Source organism: Kitasatospora sp. NPDC059160 (assembly GCF_042755465.1).
Taxonomy (GTDB): domain Bacteria; phylum Actinomycetota; class Actinomycetes; order Streptomycetales; family Streptomycetaceae; genus Kitasatospora.
Window position 1 is genome coordinate 1 of sequence record NZ_JBHZCN010000012.1, and the last position, 16,316, is coordinate 16,316.

13 protein-coding genes and 1 pseudogene are annotated in these 16,316 nt (G+C 75.1%); 10 read left to right on the plus strand and 4 right to left on the minus strand.

Going from position 1 to position 16,316, the window contains the following annotated elements; translation table 11 throughout:
• From ACFXOZ_RS07250 to ACFXOZ_RS07290, 9 genes and pseudogenes are all read left to right on the plus strand, one after another.
• Positions 1–323, plus strand: a pseudogene (locus tag ACFXOZ_RS07250) (DNA polymerase III subunit gamma and tau); the annotation flags it as partial.
• 92 nt (positions 324–415) lie between these two features.
• A complete protein-coding gene (locus ACFXOZ_RS07255; RefSeq protein ID WP_360227091.1) occupies positions 416–757 on the plus strand; it encodes a YbaB/EbfC family nucleoid-associated protein in 342 nt (113 codons plus the stop codon).
• Positions 758–939: 182 nt separating this feature from the next.
• Complete coding sequence (recR, locus tag ACFXOZ_RS07260; protein WP_375887690.1) at positions 940–1,539, plus strand: recombination mediator RecR; 600 nt, start codon at positions 940–942, stop codon at positions 1,537–1,539.
• Positions 1,532–2,236: a DUF5063 domain-containing protein gene (locus ACFXOZ_RS07265; protein WP_375887687.1), complete on the plus strand. Its 705-nt coding sequence runs from the start codon at positions 1,532–1,534 to the stop codon at positions 2,234–2,236. The genes recR and ACFXOZ_RS07265 overlap by 8 nt, the downstream gene beginning before the upstream one ends.
• A gap of 422 nt (positions 2,237–2,658) precedes the next feature.
• Positions 2,659–3,939 carry an aspartate kinase gene (locus ACFXOZ_RS07270; protein ID WP_375887685.1) on the plus strand — a complete coding sequence of 427 codons (1,281 nt, stop codon included), beginning with the start codon at positions 2,659–2,661 and terminating at the stop codon, positions 3,937–3,939.
• Positions 3,940–3,967: 28 nt separating this feature from the next.
• Positions 3,968–5,029 carry an aspartate-semialdehyde dehydrogenase gene (locus ACFXOZ_RS07275; RefSeq protein WP_380588209.1) on the plus strand — a complete coding sequence of 354 codons (1,062 nt, stop codon included), beginning with the start codon at positions 3,968–3,970 and terminating at the stop codon, positions 5,027–5,029.
• Positions 5,030–5,381: 352 nt separating this feature from the next.
• A complete protein-coding gene (locus tag ACFXOZ_RS07280; RefSeq protein ID WP_254802531.1) occupies positions 5,382–5,927 on the plus strand; it encodes a SigE family RNA polymerase sigma factor in 546 nt (181 codons plus the stop codon).
• Positions 5,920–7,086: a hypothetical protein gene (locus ACFXOZ_RS07285; protein WP_380532130.1), complete on the plus strand. Its 1,167-nt coding sequence runs from the start codon at positions 5,920–5,922 to the stop codon at positions 7,084–7,086. The genes ACFXOZ_RS07280 and ACFXOZ_RS07285 overlap by 8 nt, the downstream gene beginning before the upstream one ends.
• 204 nt (positions 7,087–7,290) lie before the next feature.
• Complete coding sequence (locus ACFXOZ_RS07290; RefSeq protein WP_380588212.1) at positions 7,291–8,094, plus strand: SURF1 family protein; 804 nt, start codon at positions 7,291–7,293, stop codon at positions 8,092–8,094.
• Positions 8,095–8,103: 9 nt separating this feature from the next.
• Here ACFXOZ_RS07290 and ACFXOZ_RS07295 read toward each other — a convergent pair whose 3' ends face one another.
• From ACFXOZ_RS07295 to ACFXOZ_RS07310, 4 genes are all read right to left on the minus strand, one after another.
• Positions 8,104–8,781, minus strand: coding sequence for a hypothetical protein (locus ACFXOZ_RS07295; RefSeq protein ID WP_380588215.1), 678 nt, complete (start codon positions 8,779–8,781; stop codon positions 8,104–8,106).
• On the minus strand, positions 8,778–10,628 hold the full coding sequence (locus ACFXOZ_RS07300) for a S9 family peptidase (RefSeq protein WP_380588218.1): 1,851 nt from the start codon (positions 10,626–10,628) through the stop codon (positions 8,778–8,780). Before ACFXOZ_RS07300 ends, ACFXOZ_RS07295 begins: the two co-directional genes overlap by 4 nt.
• A 185-nt stretch (positions 10,629–10,813) precedes the next feature.
• Positions 10,814–12,268, minus strand: coding sequence for a DHA2 family efflux MFS transporter permease subunit (locus ACFXOZ_RS07305; protein WP_380588221.1), 1,455 nt, complete (start codon positions 12,266–12,268; stop codon positions 10,814–10,816).
• Positions 12,269–12,531: 263 nt separating this feature from the next.
• Positions 12,532–12,909 carry a nuclear transport factor 2 family protein gene (locus tag ACFXOZ_RS07310; protein WP_380527182.1) on the minus strand — a complete coding sequence of 126 codons (378 nt, stop codon included), beginning with the start codon at positions 12,907–12,909 and terminating at the stop codon, positions 12,532–12,534.
• Positions 12,910–13,087: 178 nt separating this feature from the next.
• On the opposite strand from ACFXOZ_RS07310, the gene ACFXOZ_RS07315 reads away from it, so the two are divergent.
• On the plus strand, positions 13,088–15,913 hold the full coding sequence (locus ACFXOZ_RS07315; protein WP_380588224.1) for an ATP-binding protein: 2,826 nt from the start codon (positions 13,088–13,090) through the stop codon (positions 15,911–15,913).
• Positions 15,914–16,316: the final 403 nt, after the last annotated feature.

Genomic DNA, 16,316 nt, shown 5'->3' on the forward strand with positions numbered 1-16,316 from the left:
GGGGGGCCCCGGCCCGTCCGGCGGCCGCCGCCCCGCCGGCGGCGGCTCCCGCCCCGGCGCCTGCCGCGGTGCAGGCCCCGCCGCAGGCGCAGGCCCCGGTCCAGGCGCCGCCCCGGCCGCAGGTGCAGGCTCCCGCGCCGGTGCAGGCCCCGCCGCCGGTGGCGGCGCCCCCGGCCCGCCCGGTGCAGTCGGTGCGGCCGGAGGACGACATCCCGGAGGAGGACGACCCGGACCTCAACGAGGAGACGTTCTCCGGCCAGGACCTGATCATCCGCGAGCTGGGGGCCACGGTGCTGGAGGAGATCCACCACCGCGGCAACTGAGCGCTCCCCGGGAGCGGGGCCACGGCATCCGCCCCGGGCCCGTAGGCTCGACCGTGACGTACGACGAACCGTGTGACAGCAAGGAGTGAGCCGTGTTCCCCGGTGGTGGTCAGCCCAACATGCAGCAGCTGCTCAAGCAGGCGCAGAAGATGCAGGAGGAGCTCGCGAAGGCCCAGCAGGAGCTGGCCGAGGCGAAGGTGAACGGTACGGCGGGCGGCGGCCTGGTCGAGGCCACGGTGACGGGTTCGGGCGAGCTGGTGGCGCTGACCATCGCCCCGGCGGCCGTGGACCCGGAGGACACCGAGACCCTGGCCGACCTGGTCCTGGCGGCCGTGCGGGACGCCAACCAGGCGGCCCAGAAGATGCAGGCCGAGCGGATGGGCCCGCTGACCCAGGGCCTGGGCGGCGGCGGCATCCCCGGCCTGCCGTTCTAGGGAAACCCCGGCCGGGGACCCCGCCGCGGGGGTCGACGGTCTGGAGTTCAGACGGCGGACCCATGTGATTTCTGTGGGCGTCGGGCGTCGGGCGGTGTGTCCGGCGCCCGATTCGTTGGATGATGGCACCGGGGCACCTCCGACCAGGAGCACCACCGGACCATCCGAGGGAAGGCGCGACGTTGTACGAGGGCGTGGTTCAGGACCTGATCGACGAACTGGGCAGGCTGCCCGGCGTCGGGCCCAAGAGCGCCCAGCGGATCGCCTTCCACGTGCTGCAGTCCGACCCGGTCGACGTGCGCCGTCTCGCGCACGCGCTGCTGGAGGTCAAGGACAAGGTCCGGTTCTGCGCGGTCTGCGGCAACGTCGCGGAGGCCGAGCGGTGCCGGGTCTGCCTGGACCCGCGGCGCGACCTCGGCGTCATCTGCGTGGTCGAGGAGCCCAAGGACGTCGTCGCCATCGAGCGCACCCGTGAGTTCCGCGGCCGCTACCACGTGCTGGGCGGCGCGATCAGCCCCATCGAGGGCGTCGGCCCGGACGACCTGCGCATCCGCGAGCTGCTCGCGCGCCTCGCGGACGGCACGGTCGCCGAGCTGATCCTGGCCACCGACCCCAACCTGGAGGGGGAGGCGACCGCCACCTATCTGGCCCGGCTGTGCAAGCCGATGGGCCTGAAGGTGACCCGGCTGGCGAGCGGACTGCCCGTCGGCGGGGACCTGGAGTACGCGGACGAGGTCACCCTCGGTCGCGCCTTCGAAGGGAGACGACTGCTCGATGTCTGACCGGACGATCAACCAGCAGCCCCACGGCTCCCCGCAGCCGGAGGCCGGGGCGACCGCCCCGCACACCCACGGCCACGGCTCCGAGCCGGACGACTTCGCCGTGCAGATCGCCGACTCGGTGGAGAGCTTCGTGCTCGCCGTCACCGAGGTCGCCAAGGGCGACGAACCGGGCAGCGCGGTCTCGCTGCTGCTCCTGGAGGTCTCGCAGCTGCTGCTGGCCGGCGGCCGGCTGGGCGCGATCGAGGACGTCGTCCCCGAGGACCGCTTCGAGCCCGACGCCGGGCCGGAGCCGGACGGCGAGCAGCTGCGCGAGCGCCTCGCCGTGCTGCTCGCGCCGATCGACGTCTACCACGAGGTCTTCGACCCGTACGGTCCGCCGGAGAAGCCGAACGCCTTCCGGATCTCGGACGACCTGGCCGGCGTGGTCAGCGAGCTCCAGCACGGCCTGACCCACTACCGCGAGGGCCGGGTCAGCGAGGCGCTGTGGTGGTGGCAGTTCTCGTACCTCTCCAACTGGGGCACGACCTGCACGGCGGTGCTGCGGGCGCTGCAGTCGCTGATCGCCCACGTCCGGCTGGACAGTCCGATCGGTGCGGCGCCGGACGGCGCGGACACCGACGACGACGGGCTGACCGACGAGCAGTTGGAGCAGCAGGCGGGCGACCTGATGGAGGCCGAGCTCGGCCTCGGCCGGTAGGCGGCAGGTAGCCGGCCCTCGGCCGCAACCGAGGGCCGCAACCGAGGGCCGCAACCGAGGGCCGCAACCCAGGGCCGCACCGAGGGCAGCAACCGAAGGCCGCAACCGAAGGCCGCCGCCGGGGATCGCGGCGGCCGTCGGCGATTGTGACGAATGCCTCAGCAATCCCCCCGGAAAAGAAATCCGGCCGGGGTACCCGGTATTCGTCCGGGAATTCTTCGGAACGGCGCCCGGTGTCCCGCAGACCTGCCGGTGGCACCGCCCGAACCGCCGCCCACGTGCTGAAACGGCCGTCTCATCATATGGAAAGCGCCGGTCAGGGCACCCCTGCTCGGTAGACTGGCGCGGACCGCACCCCCCTTTCCCCCGGGGGGTACGGGGGCCTGGAGCCCCCGGAAAACGACACTAGTCGAGGAGCGCACGTGGGCCTTGTCGTGCAGAAGTACGGCGGCTCATCCGTTGCGGATGCCGAAGGCATCAAGCGCGTTGCCCGCCGAATCGTTGACGCCAAGAAGGCCGGCCATGAGGTCGTCGTCGTGGTGTCCGCGATGGGCGACACGACGGACGAGCTCATCGAACTCGCGGAGCAGGTGTCACCGCTTCCTGCCGGCCGTGAGTTCGACATGCTGCTGACCGCTGGAGAGCGCATCTCCATGGCGCTGCTGGCCATGGCGATCAAATCCCTGGGGCACGAGGCCCAGTCCTTCACGGGGAGCCAGGCCGGTGTCATCACGGACTCCGTCCACAACAAGGCACGCATCATCGACGTGACGCCGGGTCGCATCCGCACCGCCCTGGACCAGGGCAACATCGCGATCGTGGCCGGCTTCCAGGGCGTGTCCCAGAGCAGCAAGGACATCACCACGCTGGGCCGCGGCGGCTCGGACACCACCGCCGTCGCGCTGGCCGCCGCGCTCAAGGCCGAGGTCTGCGAGATCTACACCGACGTGGACGGCGTGTTCACCGCCGACCCGCGCGTGGTGAAGAAGGCGCGCAAGATCGACTGGATCGCGTACGAGGACATGCTGGAGCTGGCCTCGTCCGGCTCCAAGGTCCTGCTCGACCGCTGTGTCGAGTACGCGCGGCGCTACAACATCCCGATTCACGTACGCTCGTCCTTCTCGGGTCTTCCCGGGACGATCGTCAGCAACGACAACCCGAACAAGCCCGAAGGGGGCGAGATGGAGCAGGCCATCATCTCCGGGGTCGCCCACGACACCTCCGAAGCCAAGGTCACCGTCGTCGGCGTGCCCGACAAGCCGGGCGAGGCGGCGCGCATCTTCCGCGCCATCGCCGACGCCGAGGTCAACATCGACATGGTGGTGCAGAACGTCTCCGCCGCGTCGACCGGTCTGACCGACATCTCCTTCACCCTCCCGAAGACCGAGGGCCAGAAGGCCATCGACGCGCTCGGCCGGGTCAAGGAGGGCATCGGTTACGAGTCGCTGCGCTACGACGACGCGATCGGCAAGATCTCGCTGGTCGGCGCCGGCATGCGCTCCAACCCGGGCGTCACCGCGACCTTCTTCGAGGCGCTCTCGGCCGCGGGCGTGAACATCGAGCTGATCTCCACCTCGGAGATCCGCATCTCGGTGGTCACCCGCGCCGACGACGTGCCGGAGGCGGTCCGCGCCGTGCACAGCGCCTTCGGCCTGGACAGCGAGAGCGACGAGGCCGTCGTCTACGGCGGCACCGGTCGATGACCCGGGAGCCGGGCGGGGGCACCGGGCGGTGACCCGGCGTCCCAACCTCGCCGTGGTCGGCGCCACCGGCGCGGTCGGCGAGGTGCTGCTCGGCCTGCTCTCGCTCCGTCAGGACGTCTGGGGCGAGGTCCGACTCGTCGCCTCCCCGCGCTCGGCCGGCCGTACGCCGGTCGTGCGCGGGGCGGCGGTCCCGGTGGTGCCGCTGACCGAGGAGGCCTTCGCCGGGATCGACGTCGCCGTGTTCGCCGTCCCCGACGAGGTCTCCGCCCAGTGGGCGCCGATCGCGGCGGCCAAGGGCGTCGTGGTGGTCGACGACTCGGCCGCCTTCCGCACCGTCGGGGACGTACCGCTGGTCGTCCCCGAGGTGAACGCGGCCGCGCTGCGGATCCGTCCGCGCGGGATCGTGGCCAGTCCGGCCGGCCCCACGCTGGCGCTGGTCACGGCGGTCGGCGCGCTGCACGCCGAGTACGGGCTGGAGCAGCTGGTGGTGGCCACCTACCAGGCCGCCAGCGGCGAGGGCCGGGCCGGCACCGCGGCGCTGCGCGAGCAGACCGCCCTGGTGGCCGGCACCGAGGTCGGCCGGCAGACCGGCGACCTGCGCGCGGTGATCGCCGACGAGGGGCCGTTCGCCGCCCCGCTCGCCCTGAACGCGGTGCCCTGGACCGGCGGCCTCCAGGACGGCGGCTGGTCCGCCCAGGAGCTGGGTCTGCGCGACGAGGCCCGCAAGGTCCTCGGCCTGCCCGCCCTCAAGGTCTCCGCGACCTGCGTGCGGATCCCGGTGGTGCGCACCCACGCGCTGGCCGTGCACGCCCGCTTCGAACGCGAGGTCAGCCAGGAGCACGCCCAGGACATCCTGCGCGAGACGCCCGGCGTGGTCCTCTACGACGACCCGGCGGCCGGGGAGTTCCCGACCCCGAACGACGCGGTCGGCACCGACCCGGTCTGGGTCGGGCGGGTGCGCCGGGCGCTGGACGAGCCGGACGCGCTCGACCTCTTCCTGTGCGGCGACAACCTGCGCAAGGGGGCCGCGCTCAACCTGGTGCAGATCGCCGAGCTGGTGGCCGCCGAGCTCGCGCTCCGGGCGGACTGAGGGCGGTCGCCGAGTCGGCGCTCCAGGCGGGGCGAGGGCGGCCCGAACTGACGGTGGGGAGGCTCAGGACCCGTCATCGGCCCGGTTCTGAGGGCCCCTTGTGCCCGAGGACGTCCGGACCTGTGTCCGCTCCTCGACACAATCTGTCCGGAATCCCGTGGGAATCCCCTGGAGGCCGCTTCCGCCGATGCGGAAGAATGGCCCCCGGGCTGGGCAACCATGACAGGGGATCGAGTGTCCAACGGGCGTGGCGAACGTGATGGTGGGGGCAAGGGCGGGCATCGGGGCGAGAGCCGTGGTGGCCTTTCCGGCGCGTTCCCCGTGGTCTTCGAGTAGGCCGGAAGACGACCAGATGACGGCGGCCGCACCCGGTGCGGCGGACTCCGGCGCGGGTACCGACGCGGGTACCAGCGAGGACCTGCTCACCGAGACCTACCAGGCGCACTACCGCTCGCTGCTGCGCCTCGCCGCGCTGCTCCTGGACGACCTCTCCACCTGTGAGGACGTCGTGCAGGAGGCCTTCATCCGGGTGCACGCCGCCCGGCGCAGGGTGCGCGAGCCCGAGAAGACCCTGGCCTACCTGCGGCAGACGGTGGTCAACCTGTCGCGCTCCACGCTGCGACGGCGGATCCTCGGCCTGCGACTGCTGCCCAAGCCGATGCCTGACATGGCCAGTGCAGAAGAAGGTGCCTACGATGCCTTGGAGCGCGACCAGCTGAAGGCCGCGTTGAAGGGTCTGCAACGCCGTCAGCGGGAGGTTCTGGTGCTGCGTTACTTCGTGGACATGACGGAGGCGCAGGTGGCCGAGACCCTGGGCATCTCGCTCGGTTCGGTGAAGGCGTACGGCTCACGCGGACTCGCCGCCCTCCGGACCCAGATGGAGGCCGGACATGGCTGACGGCGCCCGCCAGCGGCCAGGGGACGACCACCTCCCGGACTTCTCCGCCGAGGAACGGGCGCTGCGCGAGCTCATGCACCACGCGGTGGACCGGATCCAGCCCGGAGTCGGCGCCCTGCCGCGGATCCGCCAGGCCGTACCCCGGCGGCGGGCCGCCCGGCGCGGGGCCTGGACGGGCGCGGCGGCACTGGCCCTGGCGGTCGCGATCGCGCTGCCCGTCCTGCACGAGGGCGACCACCTCGGACTGTCCGGCGGGCCCGGCTCGGCGAACGCCGGCGGCGCGACCCTCGCCGCCCCCACCGGCAGCGCGATCGGCGGCAGCGCCACCGGCGGGGGTGTACGCCCCGGCCCCGGCGGCGCGGGCAGCACCTCCCCGACCGGCACCGGCAGCGCCTCGCCGAGCCCCGGCGCGGACGCCACCCGCCCCGGCCCCGCCACCCCCACCGGGGCCCCCGGCACCGGGGACGGCGGGATCGTCCCGCTCTGCACCCGGGCCGACCTCGGCCAGGGCACCGCCCAGGTCGGCCCCGCGGACACCCAGGGCCGGATCTACGGCTCCTTCACGGTGTACAACGTCTCCGGCCGCAGCTGCCGCCTCGGCGGGCCGGGCGCGGTGGCCGTCACCGACGTCAGCGGCACCGACCGCAACCGGGTCCGCTCCGCCGACCACACCCCCGGCGACCCGGCCGGCAACCTGCCCGCGATGGACGCCGAACCGCCGCTGCTCGCCCCGCAGGCCGGGTACAAGGTGCCGTTCGCCTGGATCCCGGACCAGGGCTGCGGCTCCTCCGGCGGCGCCACCACCGCACCGACCTCCGGCACCAACCAGGCCTCCCTGACCACTCAGGGCCCCGCCGGCTCCTCCGGCGCGGCCCCGAACTCCGGCACCGGCGCCTCGGCGGCGCCGAGCTCCAACCCGCAGGCCAGCCCCTCGCCCACCTCCGGGCCCACCGCGGCGCCGAGCCCCACCGCCACCCCGAGCGGCAACCCGACCGGCGCCCCGCCCACCGCGACCATCGCCCACACCCCGGCCCCCGGCAGCCCGGCGGTCGCCACGGCCTCGCTGCCGGTCGGGTGCGGGGGGACGCTCTACCGGGGCGGGGTCCAGCCGTCCGGCGGGTCGGCGGCCCGGCCCTCGGGGACGCCCGCGGCGGGCTGATCCGGGGGCGGCGGCGTCGGCGGTGGAGGATCCGGGCTCGGCGCGGGCGGCGGCGGTGCAGGACCCGGGGGCGGCGCGGTCGTCGGTGGTGGAGGACCCGGGCTCGGCGCGGGCGTCGTCGGCGCGGCGTTCTGCGGCCGATCCGGTGGGCGGAGGCGGACCCTGTGGTCCGGCGCGGTGTGAGGAGTGGTTACCGTGGGGGGTGTGTACCGGTTCCTCCTGACTCCGCGCTGGCTGGGCGGCACCGCCCTGGCCGTGGCGGCCGTGGCGGTCTGCGTCTGGCTGGGCTCCTGGCAGCTCGGCCGGTTCGAGGACCGCGTCTCCACTCACCAGGAGACCAAGCAGTCGCTCGCCGCTTCGGGTGAAGCCCGTCCGATCGACGCGCTGCTCGGCCCGGCCACCCCGCAGGTGACCACGGAGACCGTCGGCAAGTCCGTCACGGCCTCCGGGGAGTACGACACCGAGCACCAACTCCTCGTCCCCAACCGGGTGTTGGACGGCAAGCAGGGCTACTACGTGCTGACCCCGCTGCGCACCGCCGACGGACACGCCGTCGCCGTGGTGCGGGGCTGGGCGCCCGGCGACCCGCCCGCCGACCCGTCCGGCGCCGCCCACGCGGTCGGGCCGGCCCCCACCGGGCCGGTGACGGTGACCGGGCGGCTCCAGGCCAACGAGTCGGTCGGCAGCAACGGCGCGGTCGCGGGCGGCCTGCCCACCGGGCAGCTCGGCATGATCAACCGGGCCTCGCTGCTGAACGTGCTGGAGTACGACGGCTGGTACGACGGCTGGGTCTCCGCCGACCAGGTGCCCGCCGGGCTGACCGCCGTACCGACCGTCCAGCCGCAGGGCGGGGACGGGCTCACCCTGCGGGCCTTCCAGAACCTGGGCTACACGCTGGAGTGGTTCGTCTTCGGCGGGTTCGTGGTCTTCATGTGGTTCCGCCTGGTGCGCCGGGAGGCGGAGGCGGAGCAGGACCGGGCCCTCGGGCTGGACCCGGTCCTGGACTGAGCCGCCCGGTCAGCGGGTCGGCCTGCCGGGGGGCGGGGTGGGCACCGGGGTCGGCTTGAGCGGTGCGGTCGGTGCCGTCGGTGCGGTCGGTGCGCCGGTCGGTGTGATCGGTGCTGCGGGGCCGGTCGGGGGCCCCGACGGGGTCGACGAGCTGCCTCCGCTACCGAACGGCGTCGCCGTGTCCTCGTCCACCGGCGTGCTCCCGCCGCGGCAGTGGCCGCGCCCGGCCGACCCGTTGTTCGAGCCGTAGTGGTCGATGTGGTGGTGCGTGGTGCGACCGCCGCCCTTCGAACCGCTGGTGCCGCTCGAACCGCCGGAGCTGCTGGAGCCGTGCGAACCGCCGGAGCTGCCGGAGCTGCTGGACCCGCCGGAGCCGTGCGAACCTCCGGACCCGTGCGATCCGCCGCGCTCGGCCGCGTCCTCCTCCGCGCCCGGCTGGTAGGACGCCCGGAGGACCGTCGCCCCGGCCACCGGCGCGCTCGCCCGGGTCGCCGAGCCGCTGGGCGCGGGCGCCGGGTGCGCGACGGAGGCCGTGGGCGTGGCTGGAGCCGGGGGCGTGGTCGGAGCCGGGGCCGTGGCCGGGGGCGGGCAGGCGACCTCGTCGCCGTGCGAGCCCGAGCAGCCGCTCAGCACCAGCACCAGCACCCCGGCCACCGCCGCCCCCGCGACCGCCGACAGACGTCTCACCCAGCCGCTCCGCTGCCGCCGTCGGGGACCCCGAGGTGCCGCCGGACGAAGTCGATCTCCAGCCGCAGCTGCCGGATCCGCTCCTCCACCACCAGCGAGCCGTGCCCGGCGTCGTACCGGTACACCTCGTGCGGCTTGTCGAGCTGCTCCAGCCGCTCGACGTAGTTCTCGATCTGCTGGATCGGGCAGCGCGGGTCGTTGACCCCGGCGCTGATGTACACCGGCACCCGCACCTGCTCGACGTAGCTCAGCGGCGAGGAGGCGGTGAAGCGCTCGGGGACCTCCTCGGGGGTGCCGCCGAAGAGGGTGCGGTCGAGCGACTTGAGCGCCTCCATCTCGTCGGCGTACGCGGTGTGGTAGTCCGCGACCGGTACCGCGGCGACGCCCAGCGACCAGCTGTCGGGCTGCACGCCCAGGCCGAGCAGGGTCAGGTAGCCGCCCCAGCTGCCGCCGGTGAGCACCAGTCGCCGCGGGTCGGCGAGGCCGCTGGAGACGGCCCACTCCCGGACCGCCGCGATGTCCTCCAGCTCGATCAGGCCGACCCGCTCGTGCAGCGCGTCCGTCCAGGCCTGGCCGTAGCCGGTCGAGCCGCGGTAGTTGACCCGGACCACCGCGAAGCCGTGGTCCAGCCAGGCGGCCGGTCCGGCGGCGAAGGAGTCGCTGTCGTGGTGGGTCGGGCCGCCGTGGACCTCGAAGACCGTCGGGTACGGCCCCGGGCCCCCGGTCCGCGGGCGCTGCACCAGGGCGTGCACCCGCCCGCCGGGACCGTCCACCCAGACGTCCTCGACCGGGACGGAGCCGGGCGGCACCGGGCCGGGCGCCCGCAGCACGACCGCACCCGCGGTGGAGCGGACGGCGGAGGGCTCGGCGGCCGAGGACCACAGGTACTCGACGGTGCCGTCCGGGCGGGCGGTGGCGCCGCCGACCGTGCCGCGCGGGGTCTCCAGGCGGGTCAGCCGGCCGTCCGCGAGGTCGTACGTGAACAGCTCGCTGCGCGCCTCGTACTCGTGCTCGACCAGCAGCGCCCCGGCGCCGGGGCGCCACTGCGCGGAGACGTCGCCGGGCAGCTCGCGGCCCTGCTCGTCGCGGAGCGGGAGGGCGGTCTCGGCGCCGGTCGCGACGTCCCAGATCATCGGCTCCCAGCGGCCGGTGCGCTGGTGGGCGACCAGCAGCCGGGTGTCGCCCTCGACCGGGGCGAAGCCCAGGCAGGCGACGCCGCGCGGCTCGTCCCGGCCGGTGACCTCGTCCAGTTCGGCGACGGTCTCGATCCCGTCCCCGGTGAGCCGGACCACCCGGATGGCGGAGTGCATCGCGTCGCCGTGCTCGGTGTGGTCGACGGCCAGCAGGGTGGCGTCGTGGCTGAGGTCGCCGACGCCGCCGTACTCCTCGTGCCGGTAGATCTCGACCGGCTCGGCCGCGCCCGGTCGGCGCAGGTGCAGGGTGGTGCCGTCCTCGTCGGTGGAACGGCCGACGACCACCGTGCCGTCGCGGCCCAGCGCCAGGCCGGCCGAGTAGGAGGCGGCGAGGCCGGGCACGGCCTCCTCGTCCGGGCCGCCCGCGAAGGGCTGGCGGCGCCAGACGCCGAACTCGTCACCGTCGTGGTCGTCGAACCACCAGACCCAGGCGCCGTCCGGGGACAGCTCGGCGTCGGTGGTGCCGTTCGGCCGGTCGGTGACCTGGCGGTGGGAGCCGGTGGCACGGTCCCAGGCGTAGACCTCGTAGGTGCCGGTCGCGTTGGACACGTACAGCGCCCGGTCGGGGGCGTCCTCGGCCCAGTCGGGCAGTGACACCCGGGCCGCCCTGAACCGCTGCTCCCACGCCGGTACGGTGCTCTTCTCCTCGCTCATCCGACCATCCAACCCGATCGGGGGGACGGAACGGAACGGGCGGGCGGGGATCGCCCCGCCCGCCCGGCTTCCTCCGGCGGCCTGCCCGGGTCGTGCTCCTCGGCGGCCCGCCCGGGTGGTGCTCCCAGGGCGTTCTCCCGGGTCGTGCCCCCGCGACGTTCTCCCGGGTCGTGCTCCTGCGGCATTCACGAACGGCGCGGCACCAGCCGGACCAGGCCCACCAGCACCAGCTCCAGCACCGCCAGCACCGCCGTGCTGCGGACGAAGGCCGCCGTCGGGTCGCCGGCGCCGTAGTAGACCAGGCCGATCAGCGCGACACCGACGGCGCCGCCGACCTGCTGCACGGTTGCCACCGCCCCGGCCGCCGCACCGGCCAGCTGCGGCTCCACGGCCGCCAGGGCGACGGTGGTGACCGGCGCGATCACCAGGCCCATGCCGAGGCCGTCCACGAACAGTCCGGGCGCCAGCCACCAGACGCTGCCGTCCGCGCCGGCGTCGGCGGCGAACGCGAGCAGGCCCAGCCCGGCGGCCATCAGCAGCCCGCCGACGGTGATCGTGCGCGGCTCGCCGAGGCGCGCGGTGACCCGGTGGGTGGCGTTCGAGGTCAGCAGGTAGCCGAGGCCGATCGCGGTGAACACCAGCCCGGCGCCGAGCGCGTCCAGTCTGCGGCCCAGCTGCAGGTGCAGGGCGAGCACCAGGAAGAACGAGGCCTGGCCGAGCCAGAAGACCAGTTGGGCGAGCAGCCCGGTGCCGAAGGCGCGGCCGCGGAACAGCCGGGTGTCCACCAGCGGGGTGCCCCGGCCCGTACTGCGGTGCTGGTGGACGGCGAACGCCACCAGTACGGCGACCGCCGCGCCGAGGCAGAGCAGCGTCCACAGGGGCCAGCCGAGGCCCGGTCCCTGGATCAGCGGCAGCACCAGGGCGGTCAGCCCGACGGTCGCCAGCAGCACCCCGACCGGGTCCAGGCCCGGCCGCTGCGGCGCCCGCGACTCCGGCAGGCAGCGCCGGACGGCGGCCAGCGCGGCCAGGCCGATCGGCAGGTTGATCAGGAAGCAGCTGCGCCAGCCCAGGCCGAGAAGGTCCGCGCGGATCAGCAGCCCGCCGATCAGCTGGCCGAACACCGCGCCGACGCCCATCGTCAGTCCGTACCGGGCGAAGGCCCGGGCCTGCGCGGCGCCGCTGAACGCCGTCCGCAGGATCGCCAGCACCTGCGGGCCCATCAGCGCGGCCGCCAGGCCCTGCGCCACCCGGGCGCCGACCAGCGCGGCCGCCGTCGGGGCCAGGCCGCAGCCCGCCGAGGCGAGGGTGAACAGGGCCAGACCGAGCGCGAACACCCGGCGCCGGCCGTACCGGTCGCCGAGCCGGCCGGCGGTGACCAGCCCGACGGCGAGGGCCAGGCCGAACCCGGCCATCACCCACTGGACGACCGCCGGGCCGGCGCCCAGATCGGCCTGGACGGAGGGGACGGCGACGTTGACGACGAAGGTGTCGAGGGCGGTCATGAAGGTGGCGGTCAGGATCACCGGCAGCAGGCCCCGGGGGGCGGGTGCCGCCGGGGCGGCCGGGGCGGCGGGGGTAGCGGGCGGAACGGGGGTAGCCGGGCCGGGGGCCTTGGCGGGGGCTTTCAGTGCGGTGCTCAACTCGGGTTCTCCTCTCTCGGGCGCCCCGCCCTCAGGGGGCGGGGCGCCGCCGTGGGGGTGCGGCGCCCCTGGAACCGGCCTGTCCGGTGTTCGGACGGGCGTCTGGTACGGACGTACGTATGGATTGGACGTCCGTTTGGCTCGTACGTCCGTCTTGCTGAGACATCCGCTTGGCTTGGACGCTCGTCTTGCTCGTACGCCCGTCTTGCTCGTACGTCCGTCTTCCTGGTTACGTCCGCCCGGTTCGGACGTCCGTCCCGGACTCAGGCGCCCGGCACGCGGTCCAGGAACCCGTGCACGGTGCCGATCCGGCCCGTCGGCGTGGCCGCCAGCACGTCGAAGCCGATCACCACCGGCTCGGCGCCGGCCGGGCCGAGGTTCCAGGTGAACCGGGCGATGTCGTGGTGGGCGTCCACCGGGCCGAGGGTGAACTCCAGGCCCGGGAACTGGGCCTGGGCCGCGCCGATCAGCGCGTCGATCGCGTCCCGGCCGGCCACGGCGGCCAGCGGGTCGGTGTAGCGGCCGTCCTCGGCCCACACCTCGTCGATCAGTTTGCGGCGGGCAGCCGGGTCGGTCTCGTTCCAGACCGCCAGGTAGCGCTCGGCGAGCTGCTGGAGGGCGGCGGTGGTGATCTCGGTCATGGTTCGTCTCCCGTGTGCCGGTGGGCCGTTGGCGGGTCGTTCCCGCTGCTCACAAAGGTAGGGACGGGCCGCCGCGGGCGAATCGGTCACGGATAGGCATGGGGGTACGTAGGTATTCGCACCCGCCTGTGTAGCCGTTGCGCCGGAGCGCCGGCGGTCGGCTCGGTAGGGTCGGGGCATGCTGTACGGGAGGGAACACGAACAGGTCGCGGTGGACGGCCTGTTGGCGCGGGTGCGGGACGGCGGCGCCGGGGCGCTGCTGCTCCGCGGTGAGGCGGGCATCGGCAAGACCGCCCTGCTGGACGACGCCGTGGCCCGGGCCGGGACGGCCTTCCGGGTGATCAGGGCGGCCGGCGTCGAGTACGAGGCGGAACTGCCCTTCGCCGGGCTGAGCCTGCTGCTTGCTCCCGGCCTGGACCGGCTGGACGTCCTGCCCGGGCCGCAACGGCGCGCCCTGGAGGCGGCGTTCGGGCTCGGCGAGGCGCCCGAGGATCCGGCAGCGGCACCATCTGCCACACCCGCACCCGCCCCCGCCGACCGACTGCTGGTCGGCCTCGCCACCCTCGGACTGCTCGCCGAACTCGCCGCCGACCAGCCGCTGCTGTGCGTGCTGGACGACGTCCAGTGGCTCGACCGGGCCTCCCTGGACGCCCTGCTGCTCGCCGCCCGTCGCCTCCAGGCCGAAGGGGTGGCCCTGCTACTGGCCGCCCGCACCGAGCCCGGCGCCTCCGTCGATCGCCAACTCGGCCTGCCCGAGGTGCGGGTGACCGGCCTCGCCGAGGCCGATGCCACCCGGCTGCTGGCCGAGCGGGCCGGCCCTGACCTGCCCGCCGCCGTTCGCGACCGCCTGCTCGCCGAAGCCGCCGGGAACCCGCTCGCCCTCACCGAACTCCCCGTCGCCACCGGCCCGCAGGCGCACACCGCGGGCGGGCTGCCGCTCACCAGCCGCCTGCTGATCGCCTTCCACGGCCAGGTCACCGGCCTGCCCCCGGCCACCCAGACCCTGCTGCTGGTCGCTGCTGCGGAGGAGAGCGGCGAGCTGGACGTCCTGCTGCCCGCCGCGGCCGCGCTCGGCGTCGGCGCCGAACACCTCGCCCCCGCCGAGGAATCCGGCCTGGTCACCGTCACCCCCGACCGGCGGATCGCCTTCCGCCACCCGCTGCTGCGCTCCGCGATCCTGCAACGCGCCCCGCACCACCAGCGGCTGACCGTCCACCGCGCCGTCGCCGGGGCGCTCCCGGACGGTGACCGCCGCACCTGGCACCTCGCCCTCGCCGCCACCGCCCCCGACGCCGCCCTCGCCGACGCGCTGGAACGCACCGCCGTCCGCACCGGCCGGCGCGGGGGCCACGGCGGCGCGGCCGCGTACGAACGCGCCGCCCGGCTCACCCCCGACCGCGACGCGGCCACCCGCCGACTCGTGCTGGCCGCCGAATCCGCCACCGAGGAAGGCGAGTTGGAGCGCGCCGAGGCCCTCGCCGACGAGGCCGCCGCCCGCACCGACAGCATCCTCGCGCACGCCCTGCTGGACCACGTCCGGGCCACCGCGCACTTCTGGCGCGGCTCCTACCCGACCGCGTACCGGCTGCTGCTGGACGCCGCCCTCGCGCTCGCCACCTCCTCCGACGCCCCCGACGCCTCCGACGCCCCCGACGCCCCCGACGTCGTCGAACCCGCCCACGCCGCCCGGATGCTGTTCCAGGCCTTCCACGCCGCCTGGTACGCGGGGGAGGAGCCGGTGGCCGAGGTGCTCGACCGGCTCGCCGCCCTCCCGCTCGGCGACGACGACCCCGTCGCCCCGCTCGCCCGCTACCTCCCCGCCGCCGTCCTCCCGGCCCTCGGCCGACCCGCCGCCGCAGCGGCACCCGCCGCCGCCCTGCCCCCGGCCCGGGAGGCCGTCGAAGCCGCCCGCCGGGCCGGCGCCGAGAGCCCCGCCGACCTGGTCCAACTCTGCGGCGCCACCCTCGTCCTGGGCCGCGACGAGGAGACCGTCGACCTCGGCGGCGAACTCGTCGCCGAGGCCCGCGCCAAGGGCACCCTCGGCGTGATGCCCACCCTGCAGTTCTTCCTCGCCGAGGCCGAGCTCTTCCACGGCCGCCACGCCGACGCCGAACTCACCGCCACCGAGGCCCTGGACCTCGCCCGGGACACCGGCCAGCACCAGTGGGTCAGCCAACTCAGCGCCCTGCTCGCCTACCTGGCCGCCCTCGACGGCCGCACCGAACGCTGCACCGAACTGGCCACCACCGCGCTCGCCACCACCGGCCCGCAGACCGCCGCCCCCGCCGCCGGCCGCCCCTGGGCACACTGGGCCCTCGCCCTGCTCGACCTCGGCCAGGGCCGCGCCGCGGGCGCCGCCGACCGCCTCCAGGCCCTCACCACCGGCCCGCACCGGCACCACGTCAGCGCCACCCGAGCCGTCCCTGACCTGGTCGAAGCCGCCGTCCGCCTCGGCACCCCGGACCGCGCCGCCGAGGCCTACGAACGCTTCGCCCGCTGGACCGCCGCCGCCGACCGCCCCTGGGCCGAGGCACTACGCCTGCGCTGCCAGGCCCTGCTCGGCCCGGACGAACTCGCCGAACCCGCCTACCGCGCCGCCCTCGACCTCCACGCCACCACCCACCGCCCCTTCGAACAGGCCCGCACCGCCCTGCTCTACGGCGAATGGCTCCGCCGCACCCGCCGCCGCACCGACGCCCGCCCCCACCTCACGGCCGCCCTCGAAGTCTTCGACCGCCTCGCCGCCCACCCCTGGTCCACCCGCGCCCGCACCGAACTCTCCGCCACCGGCACCCCGGCCCCCGTACCCCAGCCCTCCCAGGCCCTCCCGAACCCCCTGACCCCCCAGGAACTCCAGATCGCCCGCCTGGCCGCCCAGGGCCTCACCAACCGCGACATCGCCGCCCAACTCTTCCTCAGCCCCCGCACCGTCGCCCACCACCTCTACAAGGCCTACCCCAAACTCGGCATCACCTCCCGCACCGCCCTCCCCACCACGCTCTGACACGGGGAGAGGCAGCAGCCATCGCGGACCGACCCGCACGGGCACCCGGCGGGCATGCAGAGCGGAGCCGCCCCGTCCGGGCCCCGGCCCCCCGCAAGGAACCCAGCGGGCCGCGATCGCCCCGACCGGTGAAGGCGATCGCCCCACCGCACCCCGGCCGCACCCCGCCCCCGACGGGGCCCGGATGTACACGGGCAGCGGACGGGGTTCCGGAGCTCCTCCGGATACAACGTCAGAGGGCCCACCGGATCTCTCCGATGGGCCCTCTGTACTGGGTCGGGGTGGCGGGATTTGAACCCACGGCCTCTTCGTCCCGAAGCAACCCGGGCACCCGCCCGGCCTCCGCGCGGAGTGCCGCTGAGCTGCTCAAACTGTCCGTGAACGTCCTCGGTTGTCCGCCGCC

Coding starts and splice junctions, on each gene's coding strand:
- ACFXOZ_RS07265 (WP_375887687.1), top strand. CDS start 1,532: ATGTCTGACCGGACGATCAACCAGCAGCCCCACGGCTCCCCGCAGCCG.
- ACFXOZ_RS07280 (WP_254802531.1), top strand. CDS start 5,382: ATGACGGCGGCCGCACCCGGTGCGGCGGACTCCGGCGCGGGTACCGAC.
- ACFXOZ_RS07285 (WP_380532130.1), top strand. CDS start 5,920: ATGGCTGACGGCGCCCGCCAGCGGCCAGGGGACGACCACCTCCCGGAC.
- ACFXOZ_RS07300 (WP_380588218.1), bottom strand. CDS start 10,628: ATGAGCGAGGAGAAGAGCACCGTACCGGCGTGGGAGCAGCGGTTCAGG.
- ACFXOZ_RS07310 (WP_380527182.1), bottom strand. CDS start 12,909: ATGACCGAGATCACCACCGCCGCCCTCCAGCAGCTCGCCGAGCGCTAC.
- ACFXOZ_RS07315 (WP_380588224.1), top strand. CDS start 13,088: ATGCTGTACGGGAGGGAACACGAACAGGTCGCGGTGGACGGCCTGTTG.